The organism is Sulfitobacter sp. M22 (assembly GCF_021736025.1).
Classification (GTDB): domain Bacteria; phylum Pseudomonadota; class Alphaproteobacteria; order Rhodobacterales; family Rhodobacteraceae; genus Sulfitobacter; species Sulfitobacter litoralis.
In genome coordinates this window covers 2,003,737-2,026,542 of sequence record NZ_WMEC01000001.1, presented here as the reverse complement: position 1 = coordinate 2,026,542, position 22,806 = coordinate 2,003,737, and the positions used below count along the sequence as shown (strand labels likewise).

The 22,806-nt window shown below is 59.2% G+C and carries 24 protein-coding genes; 11 read left to right on the top strand and 13 right to left on the bottom strand.

All coding sequences use genetic code 11. The annotated features are described in order from the left end of the window. The first annotated feature begins 152 nt into the window (after positions 1-152). From sdhC to GLP52_RS09930, 8 genes are all read left to right on the top strand, one after another. Entirely contained in the window at positions 153-536 is a 384-nt protein-coding gene (gene sdhC / locus GLP52_RS09965) for a succinate dehydrogenase, cytochrome b556 subunit (RefSeq protein ID WP_093731353.1), read from the top strand. 11 nt (positions 537-547) lie between these two features. After that, positions 548-919, top strand: coding sequence for a succinate dehydrogenase, hydrophobic membrane anchor protein (gene sdhD, locus GLP52_RS09960; protein ID WP_009826051.1), 372 nt, complete (start codon positions 548-550; stop codon positions 917-919). A gap of 31 nt (positions 920-950) precedes the next feature. Continuing rightward, positions 951-2,756, top strand: a complete 1,806-nt coding sequence (gene sdhA / locus GLP52_RS09955; protein ID WP_093731352.1) for a succinate dehydrogenase flavoprotein subunit — start codon at positions 951-953, stop codon at positions 2,754-2,756. Between the two features lie 83 nt (positions 2,757-2,839). Then, a complete protein-coding gene (locus tag GLP52_RS09950) occupies positions 2,840-3,175 on the top strand; it encodes a hypothetical protein (protein ID WP_093731351.1) in 336 nt (111 codons plus the stop codon). Beyond that, the gene (locus GLP52_RS09945) at positions 3,175-3,990 is read left to right on the top strand and encodes an FkbM family methyltransferase (RefSeq protein ID WP_237272307.1); all 816 of its coding nucleotides are present in this window, start codon (positions 3,175-3,177) and stop codon (positions 3,988-3,990) included. Before GLP52_RS09950 ends, GLP52_RS09945 begins: the two co-directional genes overlap by 1 nt. Positions 3,991-4,043: 53 nt before the next feature. Next, positions 4,044-4,823, top strand: a complete 780-nt coding sequence (locus tag GLP52_RS09940; RefSeq protein WP_237272306.1) for a succinate dehydrogenase iron-sulfur subunit — start codon at positions 4,044-4,046, stop codon at positions 4,821-4,823. Positions 4,824-4,884: 61 nt separating this feature from the next. Further along, the gene (locus tag GLP52_RS09935; protein ID WP_093731348.1) at positions 4,885-5,100 is read left to right on the top strand and encodes a hypothetical protein; all 216 of its coding nucleotides are present in this window, start codon (positions 4,885-4,887) and stop codon (positions 5,098-5,100) included. A gap of 51 nt (positions 5,101-5,151) precedes the next feature. Further along, a complete protein-coding gene (locus tag GLP52_RS09930; RefSeq protein ID WP_237273524.1) occupies positions 5,152-5,994 on the top strand; it encodes an urea carboxylase-associated family protein in 843 nt (280 codons plus the stop codon). Positions 5,995-6,074: 80 nt separating this feature from the next. Here GLP52_RS09930 and deoD read toward each other — a convergent pair whose 3' ends face one another. The 3 genes from deoD to GLP52_RS09915 form a co-directional block, all read right to left on the bottom strand. Continuing rightward, positions 6,075-6,785, bottom strand: a complete 711-nt coding sequence (gene deoD, locus GLP52_RS09925; RefSeq protein ID WP_237272305.1) for a purine-nucleoside phosphorylase — start codon at positions 6,783-6,785, stop codon at positions 6,075-6,077. An 82-nt stretch (positions 6,786-6,867) separates the two neighbouring features. Further along, positions 6,868-7,182, bottom strand: a complete 315-nt coding sequence (locus tag GLP52_RS09920; RefSeq protein ID WP_093731345.1) for an H-NS histone family protein — start codon at positions 7,180-7,182, stop codon at positions 6,868-6,870. A gap of 84 nt (positions 7,183-7,266) precedes the next feature. Continuing rightward, positions 7,267-9,234, bottom strand: a complete 1,968-nt coding sequence (locus GLP52_RS09915) for a protein meaA (protein WP_237272304.1) — start codon at positions 9,232-9,234, stop codon at positions 7,267-7,269. Between the two features lie 204 nt (positions 9,235-9,438). Here GLP52_RS09915 and GLP52_RS09910 point away from each other — a divergent pair, with 204 nt between their 5' ends. The 3 genes from GLP52_RS09910 (at position 9,439) to GLP52_RS09900 (ending at position 13,925) form a co-directional block, all read left to right on the top strand. Continuing rightward, positions 9,439-10,785 carry a 1-acyl-sn-glycerol-3-phosphate acyltransferase gene (locus GLP52_RS09910; protein WP_237272303.1) on the top strand — a complete coding sequence of 449 codons (1,347 nt, stop codon included), beginning with the start codon at positions 9,439-9,441 and terminating at the stop codon, positions 10,783-10,785. Between the two features lie 152 nt (positions 10,786-10,937). Beyond that, positions 10,938-12,218 (top strand): crotonyl-CoA carboxylase/reductase, encoded by a 1,281-nt coding sequence (ccrA, locus tag GLP52_RS09905; protein ID WP_093731342.1) that lies wholly within the window; start codon positions 10,938-10,940, stop codon positions 12,216-12,218. Between the two features lie 168 nt (positions 12,219-12,386). Continuing rightward, on the top strand, positions 12,387-13,925 hold the full coding sequence (locus GLP52_RS09900; RefSeq protein WP_237272302.1) for an ATP-dependent DNA helicase: 1,539 nt from the start codon (positions 12,387-12,389) through the stop codon (positions 13,923-13,925). A gap of 32 nt (positions 13,926-13,957) precedes the next feature. On the opposite strand, the gene GLP52_RS09895 is transcribed toward GLP52_RS09900, so the two are convergent. From GLP52_RS09895 to GLP52_RS09850, 10 genes are all read right to left on the bottom strand, one after another. After that, a complete protein-coding gene (locus GLP52_RS09895; protein WP_093731340.1) occupies positions 13,958-14,728 on the bottom strand; it encodes a TIGR02186 family protein in 771 nt (256 codons plus the stop codon). Continuing rightward, entirely contained in the window at positions 14,725-15,633 is a 909-nt protein-coding gene (locus tag GLP52_RS09890; RefSeq protein ID WP_093731339.1) for a sulfite exporter TauE/SafE family protein, read from the bottom strand. Before GLP52_RS09890 ends, GLP52_RS09895 begins: the two co-directional genes overlap by 4 nt. Before the next feature lie 79 nt (positions 15,634-15,712). Further along, entirely contained in the window at positions 15,713-16,681 is a 969-nt protein-coding gene (locus GLP52_RS09885; protein WP_093731338.1) for an ABC transporter permease, read from the bottom strand. Next, positions 16,681-17,811 (bottom strand): ABC transporter permease, encoded by a 1,131-nt coding sequence (locus GLP52_RS09880; RefSeq protein ID WP_237272301.1) that lies wholly within the window; start codon positions 17,809-17,811, stop codon positions 16,681-16,683. Before GLP52_RS09880 ends, GLP52_RS09885 begins: the two co-directional genes overlap by 1 nt. 1 nt (position 17,812) lies before the next feature. Continuing rightward, positions 17,813-19,441, bottom strand: a complete 1,629-nt coding sequence (locus tag GLP52_RS09875) for an ABC transporter ATP-binding protein (RefSeq protein ID WP_093731336.1) — start codon at positions 19,439-19,441, stop codon at positions 17,813-17,815. Positions 19,442-19,443: 2 nt separating this feature from the next. Then, entirely contained in the window at positions 19,444-20,439 is a 996-nt protein-coding gene (locus tag GLP52_RS09870) for a BMP family lipoprotein (protein WP_093731335.1), read from the bottom strand. 160 nt (positions 20,440-20,599) lie between these two features. After that, positions 20,600-21,016: a GNAT family N-acetyltransferase gene (locus GLP52_RS09865; protein ID WP_237272300.1), complete on the bottom strand. Its 417-nt coding sequence runs from the start codon at positions 21,014-21,016 to the stop codon at positions 20,600-20,602. Continuing rightward, complete coding sequence (gene tsaB / locus GLP52_RS09860) at positions 21,013-21,669, bottom strand: tRNA (adenosine(37)-N6)-threonylcarbamoyltransferase complex dimerization subunit type 1 TsaB (protein WP_093731333.1); 657 nt, start codon at positions 21,667-21,669, stop codon at positions 21,013-21,015. The genes GLP52_RS09865 and tsaB overlap by 4 nt, the downstream gene beginning before the upstream one ends. Further along, positions 21,662-22,222, bottom strand: coding sequence for a NifU family protein (locus GLP52_RS09855; protein ID WP_093731332.1), 561 nt, complete (start codon positions 22,220-22,222; stop codon positions 21,662-21,664). Before GLP52_RS09855 ends, tsaB begins: the two co-directional genes overlap by 8 nt. Before the next feature lie 98 nt (positions 22,223-22,320). Continuing rightward, entirely contained in the window at positions 22,321-22,779 is a 459-nt protein-coding gene (locus tag GLP52_RS09850; protein ID WP_093731331.1) for a universal stress protein, read from the bottom strand. Positions 22,780-22,806: the final 27 nt, after the last annotated feature.

Here is a 22,806-nt window from a genome sequence, read left to right as displayed (position 1 = left end):
ATTAGTGATCACAAACCCCCTCAATGTCCGGCGCTAACCGAAGGGTTTGGGCAACTGCGCCAATAAACCGCTTCAAATTCACGCCTCTGGACGTGACAGTCCCAAAAATACCGTTATCTATGACCGTAACCTGACGAGAAAAGGAATCCATCATGGCAGATGTGAACCGGGGCAACCGCCCGCTGTCACCCCACCTGACGATCTATCGCCCGCAACTGACCTCCATGACGTCGATCCTGACGCGCATCACCGGCAACGCAATGCTGATCGCCGCGCTGCTGATCGTATGGTGGTTCTTGGCCGCTGCGACGTCGGCGGAATATTTCGACTTTGCAAACGGTTTCATCACCAGCTGGTTCGGTGACCTGATCATGTTCCTGTCGCTGCTGGGCCTGTGGTATCACACGCTCGCCGGCATCCGGCACCTGATATGGGACAACGGCTATGCGCTGGACATCCCGACGGCTGAAAAGCTGGGCTGGGCCGCGCTGATCGGTTCCGTCGTTTTGACCATCATCACCGCGCTGATCATCTGAGGAATAGACACATGGCTTATTTGACAGACCGCAAACGCGCTATGGGCTTGGGCTCGGCTAAATCGGGCACTGCACATTTCTGGGCGATGAAAGTCAGCTCTGTTGCGCTGCTGATCCTGATCCCGCTTTTCGTCTTTACCTTCGGGTCCGCCCTGGGGGGCACCTACGAAGAGATCATCGCCTACTACAGCAGGCCCTTCCCCGCGATCGTCGCCGCCCTGACGCTGATCGTTGGCTTCAAACATTTTAATGACGGTGTCCAAGTGCTGATCGAGGATTACGTCCACGGGCTGTCGCAGAAAGTTGCGATCATCCTGATGACTTGCCTCAGCTATGGTGCGGCCGCAGTTGGCGTTTTCGCCATCGCCCGCATCGCGCTTTAACACACGCCTACGCTATACCGGAGACCGAGACATGGCTGCATATGAATATGAAACGCATGAATATGATGTCGTTGTCGTGGGGGCTGGCGGTGCTGGCTTGCGTGCGACACTTGGCATGGCAGAGCAAGGGCTGAAGACAGCCTGCGTCACCAAAGTTTTCCCGACCCGTTCGCACACAGTTGCGGCGCAGGGCGGCATCGCGGCGTCCTTGTCCAATATGGGCCCCGACAACTGGCAGTGGCATATGTATGACACCGTTAAGGGGTCGGACTGGCTGGGCGACACGGATGCGATGGAATACCTCGCGCGCGAAGCCCCCAAGGCCGTGTACGAGCTTGAGCACTACGGTGTGCCTTTCTCGCGGACCGAAGCGGGTAAAATCTACCAGCGTCCATTTGGTGGCCACACCACCGAATTTGGCGAAGGTCCCCCCGTGCAGCGCACCTGTGCTGCAGCCGACCGGACCGGCCACGCGATCCTGCACACGCTTTATGGTCAGTCGCTGAAGCATAACGCTGAATTCTACATCGAATATTTCGCCATTGATCTGATCATGTCGGATGACGGTGTGTGTCAGGGTGTGCTGTGCTGGAAGCTGGACGACGGCACCATGCACCTGTTCAGCGCCAAGATGGTTGTTCTGGCGACAGGTGGCTATGGCCGTGCCTATTTCTCGGCGACATCGGCGCACACCTGCACTGGTGACGGCGGCGGTATGGCGGCACGTGCAGGCCTGCCCTTGCAGGATATGGAATTCGTGCAGTTTCACCCCACCGGCATTTACGGCGCGGGTTGCCTGATCACCGAAGGCGCACGTGGCGAAGGCGGGTATCTGACCAACTCCGAAGGCGAACGCTTTATGGAGCGGTACGCCCCGACCTACAAAGACCTTGCCAGCCGCGACGTTGTTTCGCGCTGTATGACGATGGAAATCCGCGAAGGCCGCGGTGTGGGCGAGAACAAAGACCACATCCACCTGCACCTGAACCACTTGCCCAAAGAAACGCTAGACCTGCGTCTGCCGGGGATCTCTGAATCCGCGCGCATCTTTGCCGGGGTGGACCTGACCAAAGAACCGATCCCGGTTCTGCCGACCGTGCACTACAACATGGGCGGCATCCCTACTAACTATTGGGGCGAAGTGCTGGCACCAACCGAAGACGCACCGGACCGCGTGGCACCGGGCCTGATGGCCGTGGGCGAAGCGGGCTGTGCTTCGGTGCACGGCGCGAACCGTTTGGGCTCGAACTCTCTCATCGACCTTGTGGTCTTTGGCCGCGCCGCTGCGATCCGCGCAAAAGATGTCGTCGACGCAGAGGCCCCCGTGCCAACGCCGAACCAGAAGTCGGTCGACGCCGCGTTTGAACGCTTTGACAGCCTGCGCTATGCCAAGGGTCAGACCACAACAGCCGAGCTGCGCCTCGAGATGCAGAAAACCATGCAGGCCGACGCCGCCGTTTTCCGCACCGACAAGACGCTGAACGAAGGCAAGGCCAAGATGGACGAAGTCGCGGCCAAGATCGCGGATTTGCACGTGACCGATACATCGCTGGTCTGGAATTCCGACCTGATGGAAACGCTCGAGCTGACCAACCTGATGCCGAACGCCGTGGCCACCATCACCGCCGCTGCCGCACGCAAGGAAAGCCGCGGTGCCCACGCGCACGAGGATTACCCTGATCGTGACGACGCAAACTGGCGCAAGCACAGCCTCGCGTATTTCGACGGCAACAATGCCACGCTCAGCTACCGTGGTGTGCACCTTGATCCGCTGACGACAGAGGCCGAAGGCGGCATCGATATGAAAAAGATCGCACCCAAAGCACGGGTGTATTGATCTTAAACCCTGCTCCCGCTTTTGGGGGCAGGGGACCAAACTGGGGGCTCTTGCCCCCATCCTGCAGGCGGAGGGCAGGCGACATGAAACAGTTTATCGCTATGACCATGATCCTGGCCGCGTCTTCTTGTGCGCAAGCAACGCAGCAGGTTGACAGCATCGGCCGCGAAGCCGCCAAAGGGGTCATCACCGAAACCCTTGCCACCCGCTTTCCGCAGGTGCCCAAGCAGCTGATTACACCGTTTACCAATTGCATCGTCGACAACGCCGACGCCCTAGAGGTACGTGTTTTCGCCAAATCCGCTGTGATCGGCGTGGATGATACCACCGTCGCCACCGTGCGCGCGGTTCTGTCGCGTCCTGAAACTGTGCAATGTCTGTCGCGCTCTGCCAGCGGCGTCCCGGGGCTTCTGGGCTAATGGGTCACCCGATTACCACCTCAGATGCGGACGTCGTAGACGCGGGCCATATGGCCGATCTGCGCGCGCAATTCCGAGAGGGCGATTCCCATGTGCGCACCCGTATCAAATCACAGCTAGGCCCCACAGAGGTTGAGTTCGCCGACATCCGCATGGTCGTGGACCCGCGCGATAACTACACTGAAACCTGCATTTGGCTGAACGAATACCCGCCAGAGATCAAATCGCTGGTCGCCTTGGTTGAACTGGTCGAAGATCGCAACGTGTTGGTTTTTGACATCGGCGCGAACTGCGGTGCGTATTCGATCCCGCTGGCCATGGCTGCCGGCGAAGGGTCGCGCGTCGTTGCGTTCGAACCCAACCCGCTGATGATTGGCCGCCTTGGCATGAACATCGCGCTTAACAATCTGACCGACCGCGTCCGTATCGAAGGCTGCGCGCTATGTGACCGTGACGGCGAGGCAATGCTGAACTTCCGTGGGCACAACTACGGTCAGGCATCGCTGCTCCCGATCGAGGGCAAGCAACAAAACGGCGGCGTGCTGGTGCCCACACGGCCCTTGTCCGCCTTTACACACGCCGCACGGCACCACGATGGCACGATCCTCAAGATCGATGTCGAAGGGGCCGAAGAAGTCGTGCTGAACCCCATCCTCGCGCAGGGCAAATCCGGTGGCTGGCTGCCCGATGCGATCTTGATAGAGGTCCGCCACGCGGATCAGTGGGACGGCGATCTTTGTGCAGAAATACTGGCCTGCGGGTACCGCCAAACCCTGCGCGCCGAAGGAAATGCGCTTTACATCCGAAAGACGTAAGCGCCAGAATTGAAACGAACTGGGCAACTGCCCGACAGACCAGGAGAAGCGATATGGTTCAACTCACGCTCCCCAAGAACTCCCGGATGACGACCGGTAAAACATGGCCAAAACCCGAAGGTGCCAAAAACCTGCGGCAGTTTCAGGTGTACCGCTGGAACCCCGATGACGGGAAAAACCCGGCGATCGACACGTATTTCGTCGATATGGACACCTGCGGCCCGATGATTTTGGACGCGCTGATCAAGATCAAGAACGAGATCGACCCGACCCTGACCTTCCGTCGGTCCTGCCGCGAGGGCATCTGCGGGTCTTGCGCGATGAACATTGACGGGATCAATACGCTGGCCTGTACCTATGGCGTGGACGAGGTGAACGGCGCGGTGAAGATCTATCCGCTGCCCCACATGCCCGTGGTCAAGGATCTGATCCCCGATCTAACGCACTTTTATGCGCAGCACGCATCCATCCAGCCGTGGCTTGAAACCAAGACGGCGGAACCTGCCAAGGAATGGAAGCAGTCAATCGATGACCGCGCCAAGCTGGATGGGCTTTATGAGTGCATTATGTGCGCCTGCTGCTCAACATCCTGCCCCAGCTACTGGTGGAATGGCGATCGCTACCTCGGTCCAGCAGCGCTGCTGCACGCCTACCGCTGGATCATCGACAGCCGCGATGAAGCCACAGGCGAGCGTCTGGACGATCTTGAGGATCCATTCAAACTGTACCGCTGCCACACCATCATGAACTGCGCCAAAACCTGCCCCAAGGGCCTGAACCCTGCCGCAGCCATTGCCAATATCAAAAAGATGATGGTCGAACGCACAGTTTGATCCCATCGCAACCCACGGCCCCCGCCGCCCTTTGGCGCGGGGGGCGTGACAAGTGCCCCCTATGATCATCATTGCCTTTGTTATCGCTTTTGCGATCGTCGCCTATTTCGCCTACCGTGATAAAGCGGTGCGTGGATGCCGCTGGCGCAAGGACAGCAACCGCGACAAAGGCAGCCTTCAGTTCTATCACTGCGTCGCCTGCGGGGCAGAGGCTTATACCAGCACCCAAGGTCCGCCCCGCGACTGCAAGGCCAATGTCGGCGGCCGGCCTCTCTAACGCTGCAGGCGGTGGCCTTAGGATCGGACCCAACAGTCAGGAGTTTCCGCGATGACAATGCCCAATGATGCCGACGCCCGCCGCGCTGTTGCGCCCGTGATCTGCTACCCCGTGGAAACGCTGCCTGCGCCTGACATGACGCTTTATGGCCGTGCCCGCGAAACGCTGACCAAAGTGGACGAAGTCACCGTCGCCCCCCGTGATGCCAGCTGCTTTACCGTGCCGGCGGGTCATTTCTTTCGCATCACTTCGGTCGAGGGGCCACAGGTCGGAGATTTGAACCTTTGGGCCCAAAACGATCTGTCTGAACGGTTCTATTCCGGCAAGACGCGCGCACTGCATGGCACGCATATCACCACAGGCCAGCGCATGTGGTCCAGCTTTCCCACGCTGCGTCCCATGGCGACCCTGACCCATGATACGCTGGGATGGTACGGTATGGATGATTTTGGCGGCTCGGTGCATGATGTGATCGGCACGCGCTGCGATCCTTACACCAACCAGCTTTTATCCGGCGGGCAGTATCATCATTGCTGCCATTCAAACCTGATCCGCGCACTGGCAGACCATCAGGGTATATCCTACGCCGAGGCAGAACCTTACGTGCATGATGTGCTGAACGTCTTTATGTGCACCGGCTTTACCCGCGACACGGGCCAGTATTTCATGAAAGCCAGCCCGGTGCGCCCCGGTGATTACCTCGAGTTTTTTGCCGAGATCAACCTGCTTGGCGTGCTCAGCGCCTGTCCGGGGGGCGACTGTTCGTCGAAGCATTCGGCTGATACCGCCGCTTGCTATCCGCTGCTGGTAGAGGTTTTTGCCCCCGCCAGTGGCACGCTTAACGGCTGGCAAAGCCCGCAGCCCAACGGATACGACCGCAGCCACGGAGGCTGACGGTTAGGCCCTTGTACGGCCCGATACTTCCAAATGGCAATATATCCCCCGCGGAGCGTCCGACGGGGGATCAAGACGTATCAGCTGCTGGGGAATGCTGCCTGCAGGGCGATCTCTACCATATCGCCAAACGACTTCTCACGTTCTTCCGCAGGCAGCGCCTCGCCGGTTTGCAAGTGGTCACTCACGGTCAGCACCGCCAGCGCACGGCGCTTGTGACGCGCGGCAAGCGTATAGAGTTCCGCTGCTTCCATCTCGACGCCCAGAATGCCGTGGCGGGTCATCTGTTCGTCCAGATCAGGGCGTTCGGCATAAAATACATCCGAGGAATAGATGCCGCCGACATGGGTCTTGGTGCCTTTTGCTTCGGCAGCATTCACCGCGGCACGCAGCAGGGACCAATCGGCGCAAGGGGCGTAATTCATCTCGCGGAAGATACCGGACGAGGGCGAGGTAATTGTCGTCGCCGTCATGGCAATAATCACATCGCGAATATCAACGTGCGGTTGCATTCCGCCACAAGAGCCAATCCGAATTAGGGTTTGTGCATTAAATTCGGAAATCAATTCATTCGCATAGATCGACAGCGACGGCATCCCCATGCCCGAGCCTTGAATAGTGACGCGGTTGCCATTCCATGTACCAGTGAAACCCAACATACCACGGACTTCGTTGATGAGTTTTACATCTTTAAGAAATGTTTCCGCAGCCCATTTCGCGCGATAAGGGTCGCCCGGCATGAGAACGGTTTCCGCGATGTCGCCGGGATTTGCGCCGATATGAATTGTCATAGGATGCTCGTCTATTTCCAAAGCCAAGGGGATGCGCCGAGGGGGGCATAGACATCGCAAGGGATGCGACGTCCAGGTCTATTTACAGTTCCAGGGATTCCGGTGCTGTGCCATCGGATACAAGATTGCGGAACCAATTGGGCTGGCGGCCTTTGCCGGTCCATGTCTGGCTGGGATCTTCGGGGTTGGCGTATTTCGCGGCCGCTTTTGCAGCTTTGCCTTTTTTCGCGCCACTGGAAACTTCGTCCAGCGAAAAGCCGTATTCAGCGGCCGCTTTTTCAGCTGCTTTGCGGGCTTCTACACGGTCGCGTTCATATGCGTTTTTAATCGCCATCTTCACGTCTTCCAAATGCTGTTCCAGCTCTTTGTGGGACATTGTGTTCAGATCAATACTCATTTCGCTCATTCCTTTGTCGAAAAGCCATTCGTTGCTTTACTCCAAAAGAATGAACAAAAAAAGTATTTATTGAATTGGCCGCTTTTATTCCGCGGCCACTGTTTCAGGATCTGCCAGCGTGACGATGTCTGCCATAATCGTATTCAATTCAAAATCTTTGGGCGTGTAAACGCGGGCAACGCCCATGGCGCGCAATCTTTTGGCGTCTTCTTCTGGAATAATTCCACCTACGATTACCGGAATATGTGCCAATCCGGCGTCGCGCATTTGTTTCATCAAATCCTCGACCAATGGAATATGCGACCCTGAAAGAATGGAAAGTCCGACGACGTGATGCTCTCCCTCCAGAGCGGCGGAAACAATTTCGGACGGGGTAAGCCGAATACCCTCGTAGGCGATTTCCATGCCGCAATCGCGCGCGCGCACGGCGATCTGTTCGGCACCGTTGGAATGACCGTCGAGGCCCGGCTTGCCCACCAGAAAGCTTAGGCGGCGGCCCAGACGGGTGCTGACGGCGTCAACGGCGTCGCGCAGATCGTCGAGGCCCTCGGTCTTGTTCGACCGGCCTGATGCGACGCCTGTAGGCCCGCGGTATTCGCCGTGCACGCTGCGCATCTGTTCCGCCCATTCACCAGTGGTGACGCCCGCTTTGGCAGCTGCGATCGACGGTTCCATCACATTGCGCCCCTCGGCGGCGGCGGCGCGTAGATCGGCAAGGGCTTTGTCTACGGCCGCTTGATCGCGGCTGTCGCGCCAAGCATTCAGACGGTTGATCTGGTCGGCCTCGACCGCAGGGTCCACGACCATGATGCCACCATCGCCGGTCATCAGCGGCGAGGGTTCGCCCTGCTGCCACTTGTTGACGCCCACCACGATCGTCTCGCCCGCTTCGATGCGGCCCAGACGGTCGGCGTTGCTTTCGACCAGACGGGACTTCATGTAATCAATCGCTGAAATCGCGCCGCCCATATCGTCAAGGTTCGCCAGCTCGGCCCGTGCGCCTTCTTTCAGCGCTTCGACCTTGCGGTCCACAGCCGGGTTGCCGTCGAACAGGTCGTCAAACTCCAGCAGGTCGGTCTCGTAGGCCATGATCTGCTGCATCCGCATTGACCATTGCTGATCCCACGGACGCGGCAGGCCAAGCGCTTCGTTCCACGCAGGCAGCTGCACGGCGCGTGCGCGCGCGTTCTTTGACAGGGTCACAGCTAGCATTTCGATCAGGATGCGGTAGACGTTGTTTTCGGGCTGCTGTTCGGTCAGTCCCAGCGAGTTTACCTGAACACCATAGCGGAAGCGGCGGTATTTCGGGTCTTCGACACCATAGCGTTCAAGGCAAATCTCGTCCCATAGATCCCCAAAGGCGCGCATCTTGCACATTTCGGTGACGAAACGGATGCCCGCGTTCACAAAGAACGAAATGCGGCCCACCAGCATGGGGAAATCTTCTTCCGGCACGCGGGGGCGCAGGGCGTCCAAGACGGCAGTCGCAGTGGCAAGGGCAAAGGCCAGCTCTTGTTCGGGCGTCGCTCCTGCTTCTTGCAAGTGATAGGAACAGACGTTCATCGGGTTCCATTTGGGCACGTTGGTATAACAATACTCGGCCACATCCGCGATCATCTTGAGAGATGGGGCAGGCGGGCAGATATAGGTGCCACGCGACAGGTATTCCTTGATCAGGTCGTTCTGCACGGTGCCTTGCAGCTTGGACACATCTGCGCCCTGTTCCTCGGCCACAGCAATATACAGCGCCAGCAGCCACGGCGCGGTGGCGTTGATCGTCATCGAGGTGTTCATCTGCTCAAGCGGGATATCCTTGAACAGGCTGCGCATATCGCCCAAATGCGCCACGGGCACGCCCACTTTGCCGACTTCGCCGCGCGACAGGATGTGATCGCTGTCATATCCGGTCTGGGTGGGCAGGTCGAAGGCGACCGACAGGCCGGTCTGCCCTTTCAAAAGGTTCGCGCGGTACAGCGCATTGGATGCCTCGGCGGTGGAGTGTCCGGCATAGGTGCGGATCAGCCAAGGGCGGTCTTTTTGCGGTTGCGACATGGGGCGGCCTTTCGTGAATCGAATGGGTAATATTCTTGCGCTGGTCGATTGATACGTGAAACAATCGGGCGCTGTCAATTCGCTGCATCGCGGCATGGGCGAAAGCCGCTGCGTTACGACAGCGGGTGCCTTTATTAGGGGACCCGATCGGGGGTCGACCGTTTTGTGTTGCCCAGACTGTGCACCTCCTGCAAGGGTTGGGCAATGACGCAAACAATTGAACTTCCCATCTGGCTTTTCGCCGTGATCCTGCTTTTCGCCGCGGTGACTGCGCTGAGCCACTTTTTGCTGCCCTCGGTCAGGTGGTTCTTTCGCAGACGGCTGGAAAAAGCTGTCGCTCAGCTGAACACACGGCTGACGCGCCCGATTGAACCGTTCAAGCTTGCGCGGCGTCACGATATGATCCAGCGGCTGATCTATGACCCGCAGATCAGTCAGGCGATCGTGGATCACGCCCGCGCCGAAGGTATCCCCGAGAACGTCGCCTCAGAACAGGCGCGCCGCTATGCCCGCGAAATTGTCCCGAGCTTTAGCGCCTTTGCCTATTTCAGCTTTGGCATCCGGCTGGCGCGGTTTCTGGCGAACGCGCTTTATGATGTGCGCACGGGTACCCAAAATGACGCCGTGATCGAAGGTATCCCGCCAGACGCCACCGTCATCTTTATCATGAACCACCGCAGCAATATGGATTACGTGCTGGTCACCTACCTCGCGGGGGAGGCATCTGCGCTGAGCTATGCCGTGGGGGAATGGGCGCGGGTCTGGCCGCTTAGCCGGTTGATCCGGTCGATGGGGGCGTATTTCATCCGGCGTAAATCACGTGGTGCGCTCTATCGAAAGGTGCTGGCGCGCTATGTGCAGATGGCGACCGAAGGCGGCGTAACCCAAGCGATCTTCCCCGAGGGCGGGCTGAGCCTGAATGGCAAGCTGATGCCACCCAAAATGGGTCTGCTCGGCTATGTGCTGGAGGCCGACCTGAAGGACCGCGATGTCGTCTTTGTGCCCGTGGCGATCAACTATGATCGGGTGCTGGAGGATCGCGTTCTGATCTCGGCAGATGAGGCGGGCACGCGGCGGTTCGACGCGCAAATCTCGGTCATTCTGAAGTTTATCGTGCGCAAGGTCTGGTTGCGTCTGCGCGGCAAGTTCCTGCGCTTCGGAGAGGCCGTGGTGGTGTTTGGCACGCCGGTGCGTCTGCGCGACTATGGCAGCACCCCCGATGTCGACGGGCTGGCGCAGGATCTGATGGGTCGGATCGAAAACGAGATGCCATTGTTGTTCGTTCCCTTGCTGGCACGGGTATTGTTGTTAGCAGAGAAGCCGCTGGACGGTGTCGCGCTGGAACAAGAGATGGCCCGTATGGCGGCCCTTGCTCCGGTCAATATGTTCGAAGGGGACGAAGGCTTTGGTGCCAATGTGGTCAAGGCACGCCAACATCTGTTGCAGCGCGGGATAATCGCAGCGGTAGAGCGGGGATATCGCCCTGCTGACACTCAGCGGTCGGTACTGCGCTTTTATGCGAACTCGATCGCGCATTTCTTCGATCGCTAGGTCAAACAGCTGAAATTGCTGCGACTGCAAAGTCATAAAGTTACAATTGAAGGGCAATTGGTGTTGCATTGTTGCGTCAAGGATCATATTCCACCTGTAGACGCCGCGATTCTGCACTGCGGCACAAACCTATTCTGACTGTGGAGACCGACATGGCCTTGGACACGAATATCGCGCAATATGACGCTCCGGAAAAAGACCTTTACGAAATCGGGGAAATTCCTCCGATGGGCTATGTTCCCAAGCAGATGTACGCCTGGACCATCCGCAAGGAACGTCACGGGAATCCCAATACGGCGATGCTCGAAGAAGTCGTAGACGTGCCGACGCTCGACAGTAACGAAGTGCTTGTCCTCGTGATGGCAGCGGGTGTGAACTATAACGGTGTCTGGGCTGCGTTGGGCAAGCCGATTAGCCCGTTTGACGGGCACAAGCAGCCTTTCCACATTGCCGGTTCGGATGCGTCCGGCATCGTCTGGGCCGTCGGTGACAAGGTCAAACGCTGGAAGATCGGCGACGAGGTCGTGATCCACTGCAACCAGGATGACGGCGACGACGAAGAGTGCAACGGCGGCGATCCGATGTATTCCCCGAGCCAGCGCATCTGGGGCTACGAGACACCCGACGGGTCGTTTGCGCAGTTCACCAACGTTCAGGCGCAGCAGCTTATGCCACGCCCCAAGCACCTGACATGGGAAGAGGCGGCGTGTTACACGCTGACGCTGGCCACTGCGTACCGCATGCTGTTCGGCCACGAGCCGCACGACCTGAAACCTGGCCAGAACGTACTGGTCTGGGGCGCATCGGGTGGTCTGGGGTCCTATGCGATTCAGTTGATCAATACCGCAGGTGCCAATGCGATCGGTGTGATCTCGGACGAATCCAAGCGTGACTTTGTGATGGATCTGGGCGCCAAAGGCGTGTTGAACCGCAAGGACTTCAATTGCTGGGGCCAGATGCCCACAGTGAACACGCCCGAATACGCCACGTGGTTCAAAGAGGCCCGCAAATTCGGTGCCGCAATCTGGGAGATCACCGGCAAGGGTGTGAACGTCGACATGGTGTTTGAACACCCTGGCGAGGCAACATTCCCTGTATCCACCTTTGTCTGCAAAAAGGGCGGCATGGTTGTGATCTGCGCGGGGACCTCGGGGTTCAACCTGACGTTCGACGTGCGCTATATGTGGATGCACCAGAAGCGCTTGCAGGGCAGCCACTTTGCCCACCTCAAGCAGGCGTCGGCGGCGAACAAGCTGATGGTCGAACGCCGTCTTGATCCGTGCATGTCCGAAGTGTTTACCTGGGCTGATCTGCCTGACGCGCACATGAAGATGCTGGCCAACGAACACAAGCCCGGCAACATGTCGGTGCTGGTGCAGTCGCCCAAAACCGGCCTGCGCACGCTCGAAGACGCTCTGGACGCGAAAAAATAATCAGACAGCCCGCTTTGTGGGAGTACTGACCAGACACCCGTGCGCCGCATCCCGGCGCGCGGGTGTTCTGCGTTTTGGGCCTCGCAGGGGCGTTGTGGCGCAAGCTGAATGTGCGAATAACCGTGATGCCATCTGGCCCCCGGCGCGGCGCTCAATTAGGGTCGCGCCATGACAGTACCTGCCCTTACATATTCCGACGATCAGGCGGCTGCCTTTGATAGCGTAGCCGAAATGCTGCGCCATGCAGGCATTGATCTTGATGACAACTTGCTGATGCCGCCTGCGGGCGGTGCAGATCAGGTGCTGGCGGTGACCGGCAAGGCGGGGTCGGGCAAGACACTGCTGTTGGCAGAGCTGTACAAGGCATTGGAAAACGCAGGCGTCGACATCGTGTCGGGTGACTATGAACGCAAGAAGAAAGACAAACGGACGCTGGCGATCCTTGCCCCCACGAACAAGGCGGCCTCGGTCCTGCGCTTGCGCGGTGTGCCGGCGACCACGATCCACCGCATCCTCTATACCCCCGTGTATGATCCCGAATATGAACGCATCGCAGAGTGGCTGGCAGGCAACGGCGACCGTCCGGTGATCGAGGGGATGAACGAGATTGCCTTGGATCGGGCATTGGCGTTCTATCAGAACAACAAATCCATCCCCGGCGCGTTGGCTGCAGCGGGTCTGCGCGGCAGTGATTTCATCACCGGATGGAAGCGCCGCGAAGAACCGCTGGACATCGGTTTCGTCGATGAAAGCTCTATGTTGGATGACAAGCAGTTCGAGGATCTGAAAGAGATTTTCCCGACATTACTGCTGTTTGGCGATCCGGCACAGCTGGCCCCTGTGGGGCAGTCCGGCACGATGGTTTTCGAAAAGCTACCGAAAGAACGCGTGTTGAACCTGAGCCGTATCCACCGGCAGCAGGCCGACAACCCGATCCTTGATCTTGCGCATGCGCTTGCCGATCCGGCGCTGACATTCGAGCAGTTTGAACGCATGATTGAAGATGCGTCAAAGAAAGACGACCGCGTGGTCTGGGGCCAGCGGGTAGAGGTTGACCTGATGGCGCGTTCGCCTGTGCTGGTCTGGCGCAACGCGACGCGTATCCGGCTGATCAACGCATTCCGGTCGGTTTATGGGGCACCTGAAGACGCGCTGCTTGAAGGTGAGCCGCTGATATGTGACGGGATCGAGCTGCCACTGAAACACCGCAAGAAACGGCTCGACCTCGAAGCACGCGGCCTGATCAAAGGCGCGCAGGTTGTCTATCTGGGCAATGGTCGCAAGCCGGGCTTTAGCCGCCTGCATGTGATGGGGGCCGAAGACCCTCAGATCTCTGCCGCGTCCATCGTAAAGATCGAAAAGCCGGACGAGGAAGAGCCGTTCATCCCCTTTGCCGCGCGTATGGGGGCCACCTTCCTGCACGGGGCTGCCGTCACCATCCACAAGGCGCAGGGCAGCCAGTGGGATGCAGTGCAGGTGTTTGCACCCGATCTGTTCGCAGCGGCGCGTATGGGCCGGTCTGAGGCGGGGCAACCCCTGTGGAAGCGCCTCGCCTACGTGGCGATCACCCGTGCGCAAGAGCGCCTGATTTGGGTGGTGCGTAACCGTCTGTCGAAACCGTCGGGGGTGTTGCGGGTGGATGACCTGCGTGCGGCCCCAGCGGCACCGCTTAACCTCGAAGTGCAGACGGATGACCCCGCCGCATAAAGGCTGTTTTTGGCTACTCCCTGCACCGCCACTTAGCGGCGCAGTGCACTAAAGATGGCGGATGCACCCCACCCTGCAGCAATAGCGATGGCGAGTGACATCAGCCCGTAAAGCAGCGCGTTTTCGCGTGACAGATTGTAAAGCCAGCGTTCCAACCCGACCTTGCGCACATCGATGAGCGTCCCGTATTGGGCCACGACCGATCCGCCACGGGTCAGGAAAATGCGGGTGTTATAATCGCCCTCTATCAACGAGGCGGGCAGCTGTACCGTCGCTCTGAACAGGGTTTGTTCGTCAACGCTCACGCCTGCCTCGTCCAGCTGGTACTGGTTTGCATCGCTGCGGATACGGATCAGCGCATCTGAAAAAGCCGCCGAATCTTTAATATCCATCGGGGCCCCGACAGATCGGATGGCACGGGGTACAGAGATTTTATAGCGCAGGTCTTCGGTACGGCTCAGGACGTCTTGGAGTGGGCCGCTGGTGGCGACGGCGTAAAAGCTGGGGGCGCGGTCCACCTCTACGGCAGCGGTATTCACCCAGATGCCAAAGGTCTTTTCCTTGCGCCGGACTGTCACGGGGGCAGACGGGCCAGAAACGGTAACCACGACCTCAAGCTCGGGGCCCTCTGGGATGGGCTCCTCGCGTTTAACCGCGCCAAAAATGATGATCTCGGACCCGTTAAAGTTGGTCGAGATAGATACTTCGCTTTGGTTCAGCCCCAAAACGATTGCTTCTTCGGCGAGCGCAGAGAACGCGATGCAGGTCAAGACCGCCGCGATTAAAACACGAAACCGGATCATGATTTGAACCCGACGGAGTAAAGCTCGGCCGGTTGCAAGAGCAGGTCGAGCGCCAGCTTGCCGCAGACAATCAGCACCAAAAGCGCCAACAGGATGCGCAGCTGTTCCGCCTTGAGCTTGGTCCCAAGGGTGGTGCCGAACTGTGCGCCAATGACGCCACCGATCAGCAGCAGCACGGCCAGCACGATATCGACAGTATAGTTGGTCGTGGCATGCAACATCGTGGTAAATGCTGCGACAAAGATGATCTGGAACAGCGACGTGCCGACAACGACTTTGGTCGGCATCCCCAGCAGATAGATCATCGCGGGCACCATGATAAAGCCGCCGCCAACGCCCATGATCGCGGCCAGAAGCCCGACAAAGGCCCCGACCAGCAGTGGCGGAATGACCGAGATATAAAGCCCCGTAACCCGAAAACGCATCTTGAATGGCAGCTTTTGTATCCACGTGTGTTTCTTGCGCGGGGGGCGTTTTCCGGTGCGCGTCTTGTACATCGCGTTCAGCGATTCAACCAACATCAGCCCGCCGATGATCCCCAGAAAAACGACGTAGCAAAGGTTTACCAGCAGATCGACCTGACCCAGCGATTTGAGGTAGTTAAAGATCGTGACCCCTGCCGCAGCCCCGACCAGACCGCCCGCCAGCAAGACGCTGCCCATGCGCAGATCAACCGTCTTGCGTTTAAGATGCACCAGCAGCGCCGAGAACGACGACGCCACAATCTGGTTTGCGCCTGTGGCCACGGCCACCGCTGGGGGGATGCCGATAAAAAACAGCAGGGGCGTGATCAAAAATCCGCCTCCGACGCCGAACATGCCGGATAGAACGCCCACAATCCCGCCCAACCCCAAAAGGAGGAACGCGTTGACCGACAATTCGGCAATGGGCAGATAAATTTGCATAGACGCAGTTAGTCCGATCGAAAGGTTGAAATCAATCGTGGATGCTGCGCCGCCGCAATTTGCAACGGCGCAACGAGAGTTAGCGTTCTTTCACGTAGGGCTCGCCACCGGCACGCGGCGGGATCGCCTTGCCGACAAAGCCCGCCAGAATGATCACGGTCATCACATAGGGAAGGGCCGCGAGCAACTGCCCCTGAACCTTGAAGTTCACCAGCGCCTCGATCACGTCGGGGCGGGTTTCAAGCGCACCGAACAGGCCGAACAGCAGCGTCGCCCATAGCGCGTACCACGGTCGCCATTTCGCAAAGATCAGCGCCGCCAATGCGATATAGCCACGGCCTGCGGACATGTCCTTGATAAAGCCGGCCTGAAGCGCCGTGCTAAGATACGCACCCGCAACGCCGCAAAGCACGCCACAGATCAACACCGCCGCATAGCGTAGGCCAACGACGGAAACCCCCGCCGTATCGACTGCCGCAGGGTTTTCACCCACCGCGCGCAGGCGCAGGCCGAAACGTGTGCGATAAAGCAGCCACCACGTCGCAGGCACCGCAAGGAACGCCAGATAGACAAGGATCGAGTGACCCGAGATCAGTTCGGCGTAAAGCGGTCCGATGATGGGTGTCTGAGCAACGTCGTCAGCGAAAGGCAGGGTGATCGGGCTAAACCGCGCCCCGCCGATCAGCGACGGCGTACGCCCACCTTGCTGAAACCAGTCTTGCGCGATCAGAACGGTCAGCCCCGCCGCGAGAAAGTTGATCGCAACGCCTGAAATCAGTTGGTTGCCGCGAAAGGTGATCGACGCAAGCCCGTGCAGCAGGCTCAGCGCCATCGACGCGGCGATCCCCGCCAACAGCCCCAGCCAGACATTCCCCGTCAGTGACGCCACCGCCGCCGAAAAGAACGCCGCCGCCAGCATCTTACCATCAAGTCCGATGTCGAAAATGCCTGCGCGTTCGGAAAACAGACCGGCAAGGCAGGCCAGCAGCAATGGTGTCGCAAGACGCACGGTGCTGTCGAACAGTTGGATGAGCGTGATGTAATCCATTATTCAGCAGGCTCCACCGGTTTGCGTTCGGGCTTGGGGGCCCGTGCGGCGCGCAGCGCCAAAAAGATTTTCTCGAGCGGCATACGCACCATGTTGTCCAAGGCTCCGGTAAAGAGGATCACCAGCGCCTGGATCACGACGATCAGCTCGCGCGGGATCGAGGTCCAGAGCGCCAGTTCAGCACCGCCCTGATAGAGGAACCCGAAAAGGATCGCGGCAAGAAACACGCCCAAAGGATGGCTACGCCCCATTAATGCGACAGCGATGCCGATAAAGCCCGCGCCTTCCGTGGCGTTCAGCACCAGTCGTTCGGCTTCGCCCATGACGTTGTTAATCGCCATCATCCCCGCCAGACCACCCGAGATGGTCATCGCGATCATGGTGATCTTGACCGGAGAGATACCGGCGTATTTCGCCGCCGATTCCGAATGGCCATAGGCGCGGATTTCATAGCCAAGCCGCGTGCGCCAGATCAGCACCCACAAGAAGATACAGGCCGCAACCGCCACCAAAAGCGAGATATTGGCCGGTGCCGCCTTGGAAAATTCGATCCCGAGCGGGGCCAGAAGATCGTGCAACGTTGGCAGCTTTGTCGCGTCAGGAAAGCGCGCCGTTGCGGGGTCCATGCTGCCTTGGGGGCGTAGCATGTTGACCAGAATATAGTTCAGCGCTGCGGCGGCGATAAAGTTGAACATGATCGTTGTGATCACGATATGGCTGCCGCGCTTGGCTTGCAGGAACGCGGGGATCGCGGCCCAAGCGGCCCCAAAGACAGCCGCCATCGCAGCGGCACCAAAGAGCGCCAGCGACCAGTGGGGCCACGGGATATACAAACAGGCGAGCGCCACACCCAAACCGCCCAGCATTGCCTGACCTTCGCCGCCGATGTTGAACAGTCGCGCGTGAAAGGCGATGGCGACGCACAGGCCGGTGAACATAAAGTTGGTCGCGTAATACAGCGTATAGCCCCACCCATAGGTGCTGCCCAAAGCGCCGGACACCATCAGTTTGACGGCGGCAACGGGGTCTTCACCGATGCCCAGAATGACCAGCGCCGAGAGGATCGCTGCCAGTAAAAGCGATATCAAAGGCACGAGGACGACCTCGGCCCATTTTGGCATTACGTCCATGTCACACTTCCTTATGCGGATCGCCGCCCGCATGGGCCAGATTGTCTTCGATCTCTTCGATGGAATGGGGCGCATCGGTATCGGTGATGCCGGCCATCAGCAAGCCCAGTTCTTTTTCATCGGTTTGGCTGGCGTCGCGGATGCCCATGACCTGACCGTCGAACATGACAGCCACACGGTCACTGAGTGCGAGAATCTCTTCCAGCTCGACCGAGACCAGCAGGATGGCCTTGCCCTGATCGCGCAGGGCGACGATCTGTTCGTGGATGAATTCGATCGCACCGATGTCGACGCCACGGGTCGGTTGACCGATCAGCAGCAGGTCCGGGTTGCGTTCGATCTCGCGGGCCAGAACAATCTTTTGCTGGTTGCCGCCCGAAAAGTTCTTGGCCGCCAGTTTGGGGTTGGGCGGGCGCACGTCGAAACGTTCCATCTTTTCAACGGTGTCGGCCTTGATCGCGGCGTTATCCATCAGCAGGCCGCTGCGATAGGCAGGGTCTTTGTGATAGCCAAACGCGGTGTTTTCCCACGCCTGATAGTCCATGATCAGACCTTCGCGCTGGCGGTCTTCGGGGACGTGGGCGATGCCATGATTGCGGCGGGATTGGCCGTCGGACTTGTTGCCGGTGAGGTCCAGCGCCGTGCCATTGACGCGCACGCTGCCCTTGCCGGTCCGATAGCCGCCCAGAACCTCAAGCAGCTCGGATTGCCCGTTGCCGGCCACGCCAGCGACGCCAAGGATTTCGCCCGCACGGACTTGCAGATCAATGCCGCGTAGACGCTCTACGCCTTTTTCATCAACGACGCGCAAGCCTTCGATATCCAGAATGACAGGGCCGGGGGCGGCGGGTTTTTTGTCCACACGCAGCAGGACCTTGCGGCCGACCATCAGCTCGGCCAGTTCGGCGGGCGAGGTCTCTGCGGTTTTGACGGTGGCGGTCATCTGGCCACGGCGCATGACGGATACGGTGTCGGTCGTTTCCATGATCTCGCGCAGCTTGTGGGTGATCAGGATGATCGTCTTTCCCTCAGAGCGCAGACGCCCGAGGATGCGGAACAATTGATCCGCTTCGGCAGGGGTCAACACGCCGGTGGGTTCATCCAGAATGAGAATATCTGCCTGACGATACAGCGCCTTGAGGATCTCTACGCGTTGCTGCATGCCCACGCCGATGTCTTGTACCAGCGCATCGGGATCGACCTTGAGCCCGTAATCATCCGCCAGTTTCAACAGCGACTTGCGCGCCTTGGCGAGCGACGGTTTCAGCAGCCGTCCGTCTTCGGCCCCCAGAATGATATTTTCCAGAACCGTAAAATTTTCAACCAGTTTAAAGTGCTGGAACACCATCCCGATGCCTGCGGCAATCGCGGCCTGGCTGTCAGGGATATCGGTCTTTTTGCCGGCGATAAAAATGTCGCCTTTGTCCGCTTTGTAGAATCCGTAAAGGATCGACATCAGCGTCGATTTGCCCGCACCGTTTTCACCGATAATCCCGTGGATTGTACCGGGCATGACGCGGATTGAGATGTCTTTGTTGGCCTGTACCGGGCCAAAGGCCTTGGAAATGCCTTTCAGCTCGATCGCCGGAGCGGCAGTTTCCTGCCGCTCCGTCTGTGTTGCAGTGCTCACGCTTAGAAGCTCAGGCTCGGGCAGCTGTCGTCGGACATGTAATCATGTACCTCAAGCGACCCGTCTGCGATCTTGGTCGAAGCTTCGTCGACAGCGGCTTGCATTTCAGCTGTGATCAGCGCTTTGTTGTGCTCATCGATTGCGACGCCCACGCCTTCGTTGCCCACGCCCATGACGTTAAAGCCTTTTTCCATGCCGGGACCGTCGGACATCGCGTCAAACACAGCGTTGTCCACGCGTTTGATCATCGAAGTCAGGACCTTGCCTGCGTGCAGGTGGTTTTGGTTGCTATCCACGCCGATCGACAGGATGTCTTCGTCAGCAGCGGTTTGCAGAACACCGACGCCTGTGCCGCCAGCGGCCGCGTACACAACGTCAGCGCCTTGGCTGATTTGCGCTTTGGTCAGTTCGGACCCTTTTACGGGGTCGTTCCAAGCGGCAGGAGTCGAACCGGTCATGTTCGAGATCACGGTCGCGTCGGGGTTCACTGCCAGAACACCTTGGGCATAGCCACAGGCGAATTTGCGGATCAGGGGGATATCCATGCCACCGATAAAGCCGACCGTGTTGGATTCGGACGCCATCGCCGCCATCATGCCAACCAGATAGGACCCTTCGTGCTCGTTGAAGACCACGGAACGAACGTTCGGCGCATCCACAACCATGTCGATGATGACAAAGTCGGTATCAGGGTAATCGCCGGCCACCTGACCAAGCGCATCACCAAAGGCAAAGCCGGTCATCACGATAGGATTGGAGCCTGCTTCGGCGAAACGGCGCAGGGCCTGTTCACGCTGCGCTTCGGACTGCAGTTCGATCTCGCGGAAGCTTTCGCCGGTTTCTTCGGCCCAGCGTTGCGCGCCGGCAAAGGCGGCTTCGTTGAAGGATTTGTCGAATTTGCCGCCAAGGTCGAAGATCAGGGCAGGTTCGGCCAAAGCAGCACCGGCGCTAAGCGCGGTTGCCGCAGCGGCGCCGAGGAATTTGGTCATAAGGGTCATGGAGTGTCTCCCGGTTTATTGTGTTGGGGCGCAAGCAAGGAGCCTTTGCCCGGTCGCAGGTCCGCACTTGTGCACGGCTCCGTTGATCAGATGTACGATACTGCGTAGCCCATCGGTGGGGTCAACCGGATTCTCAAGCGGGGGCAGATGATATTAGGCGTTAACCCTGCGTAAAGCACCGCGAAAGGATCAACGCATCAACTGGCGGCGTATCTTTACGCAGATAATACCCGCGTCGGCTGGCCGTTTGGCTAAACCCCGCCGCCGTATATAGCGCGATGGCGGCAGCGTTATCTGCGGCCACCTCAAGAAAGGCGGTTTCTGCTCGTCCCTCGAGCCCTTCTAGCCAGCGTTGTAACAGCCTACGACCAATGCCCTGACGCTGTGCCGCGGGATCAACGGCGAGGGTCAAAAGCTCTGCTTCGCCCGCAATCAGGCGGGTCAGGGCAAAGCCGTGCGGCTCTGCCAGATGATCCACAAACGGGGAGCTGAGCAGATCAGCAAACTCTTGCGCGCCCCAGCTGCGGTCATGGATGAAAGCGGCGGCATGGATCTGCGCCATGGTTTGCTGGGTCATGCAAGGATCGTTGGCGGCTTGTCGCGGGCGGGGGCGGCATCGGCCGGGCGTAGATATAGCGGAGCAGGTCGCGGGTTTTGCATGCCCAAGCGGGCCCTCGCGATATGTGCCGTTGCCTCTGCCACGGGGCTGCGCGGGGGGAGGGCAGTGCCATTGCACAGCGCTGCGATCAGGTCAGCCTGATGCCCGACACAGATCGGGTCGGCACGCGATGGCACTGCGGGCAGATCATCAAGGCCGCACATCACCGGTTCGCGGTCGTCCATCGTCCCGAATACCTGCACGAACAGCTTGTCCTGACGGGCATCGATGCTGCTGATGACCACACCGTCATGCCCATAGGCCAACGCCTGAAGATGCGAGACACCTATCGCGGGCACCCCAAGGCCAAGCGCCAGCCCGCGCGCGGCAGACACGGCAATGCGGATGCCAGTGAAATTCCCCGGCCCGACGCCGACGCCGATCGCGGTCAGGTCGCTATACGCCACATCCGCGCTGGTCAGAACCTCGGCGCAGAGGCCAAGCAGACGTTCGCCCTGACCCTTGTTCATCGGTTCCTGAATGCTGGCGATAATCTGGTCGCCTGACAGCAAAGCGGCCGCACAATGTGCGGCCGATGTATCAAACGCCAGGATAAGAGGCGTCTTAGGCAACCGGGCGTACCTCGGTCACTTCGGGGATGTAGTGACGCAGCAGATTTTCGATGCCCATTTTCAACGTCAATGTGGACGATGGGCAGCCCGCGCAGGCCCCTTGCATGTGCAGGTATACAACGCCGCGCTCAAAGCCGTGGAACGTGATGTCGCCGCCATCTTGGGCAACAGCTGGGCGCACGCGGCTGTCCAGAAGTTCCTTGATTTGGCCCACGATCGCACCGTCTTCGCCGGTGTGTTCTGCGTGGCCTGATGCGTGGTCATGGCCTTTTTCCATCACGGACTGGCCGGATTGGAAATGTTCCATGATCGCGCCAAGTAGGGCGGGTTTCAGGTGGTCCCACTCGATCCCGTCGGCCTTGGTGATGGTCACGAAATCAGTGCCGAAGAACACGCCGGTTACACCTTCGACGGCGAACAAACGCGTGGCCAAGGGCGATGCGCTTGCTGCTTCGGGGGCGGGGAAATCGGCAGTGCCCATTTCCAGCACGGTCTGACCGGGCAGGAACTTCAACGTTGCGGGGTTGGGCGTGGATTCGGTCTGAATAAACATCACATGCTCCTCAAAGGGTTGATGCAGATATGCGACTTGAACGCGGCCAAGTCAAGGTTTGGAACGATTCTAAGTTGGCGGAGGCCTGCCGTGCCGCCTTAGGTAATCATCTCTAGGCGCTCTTTGCTCATGTCGCCGGGAACGATGGTGATCGGCACCGGCAGCGAGCCTGCGTTGCGCGACAGCTGGGTGACCAAGGGACCGGGGCCGGATTTCTTGTCCGTACCCGCGCCAAGCACCAGCACGCCGACTTGGGGGTCTTCGTCAAGCTGGTTGATGATTTCGTCCACGATCACACCTTCGCGAATGACCAAAGTGGGTTCAACGTTCAGCCGGTCCCGCATCCATTTCGCAAAGACCTCGAAATGCACCTCGATCCGTTCGCGGGCCTCGTCACGCATGACCTCGGCCACGCCGATCCAGTGGTTGAATTCATCCGGCGGGATGACCGACAGCACGACGACGCCGCCGCCAGAGTTCGACGCCCGCATCGCGGCAAATCGCATGGCGTTCAGGCATTCGCGGCTGTCATCCAGCACGACCATAAATTTACGCATAGATTTCTCCTGCCAAGCAGCGGGGCA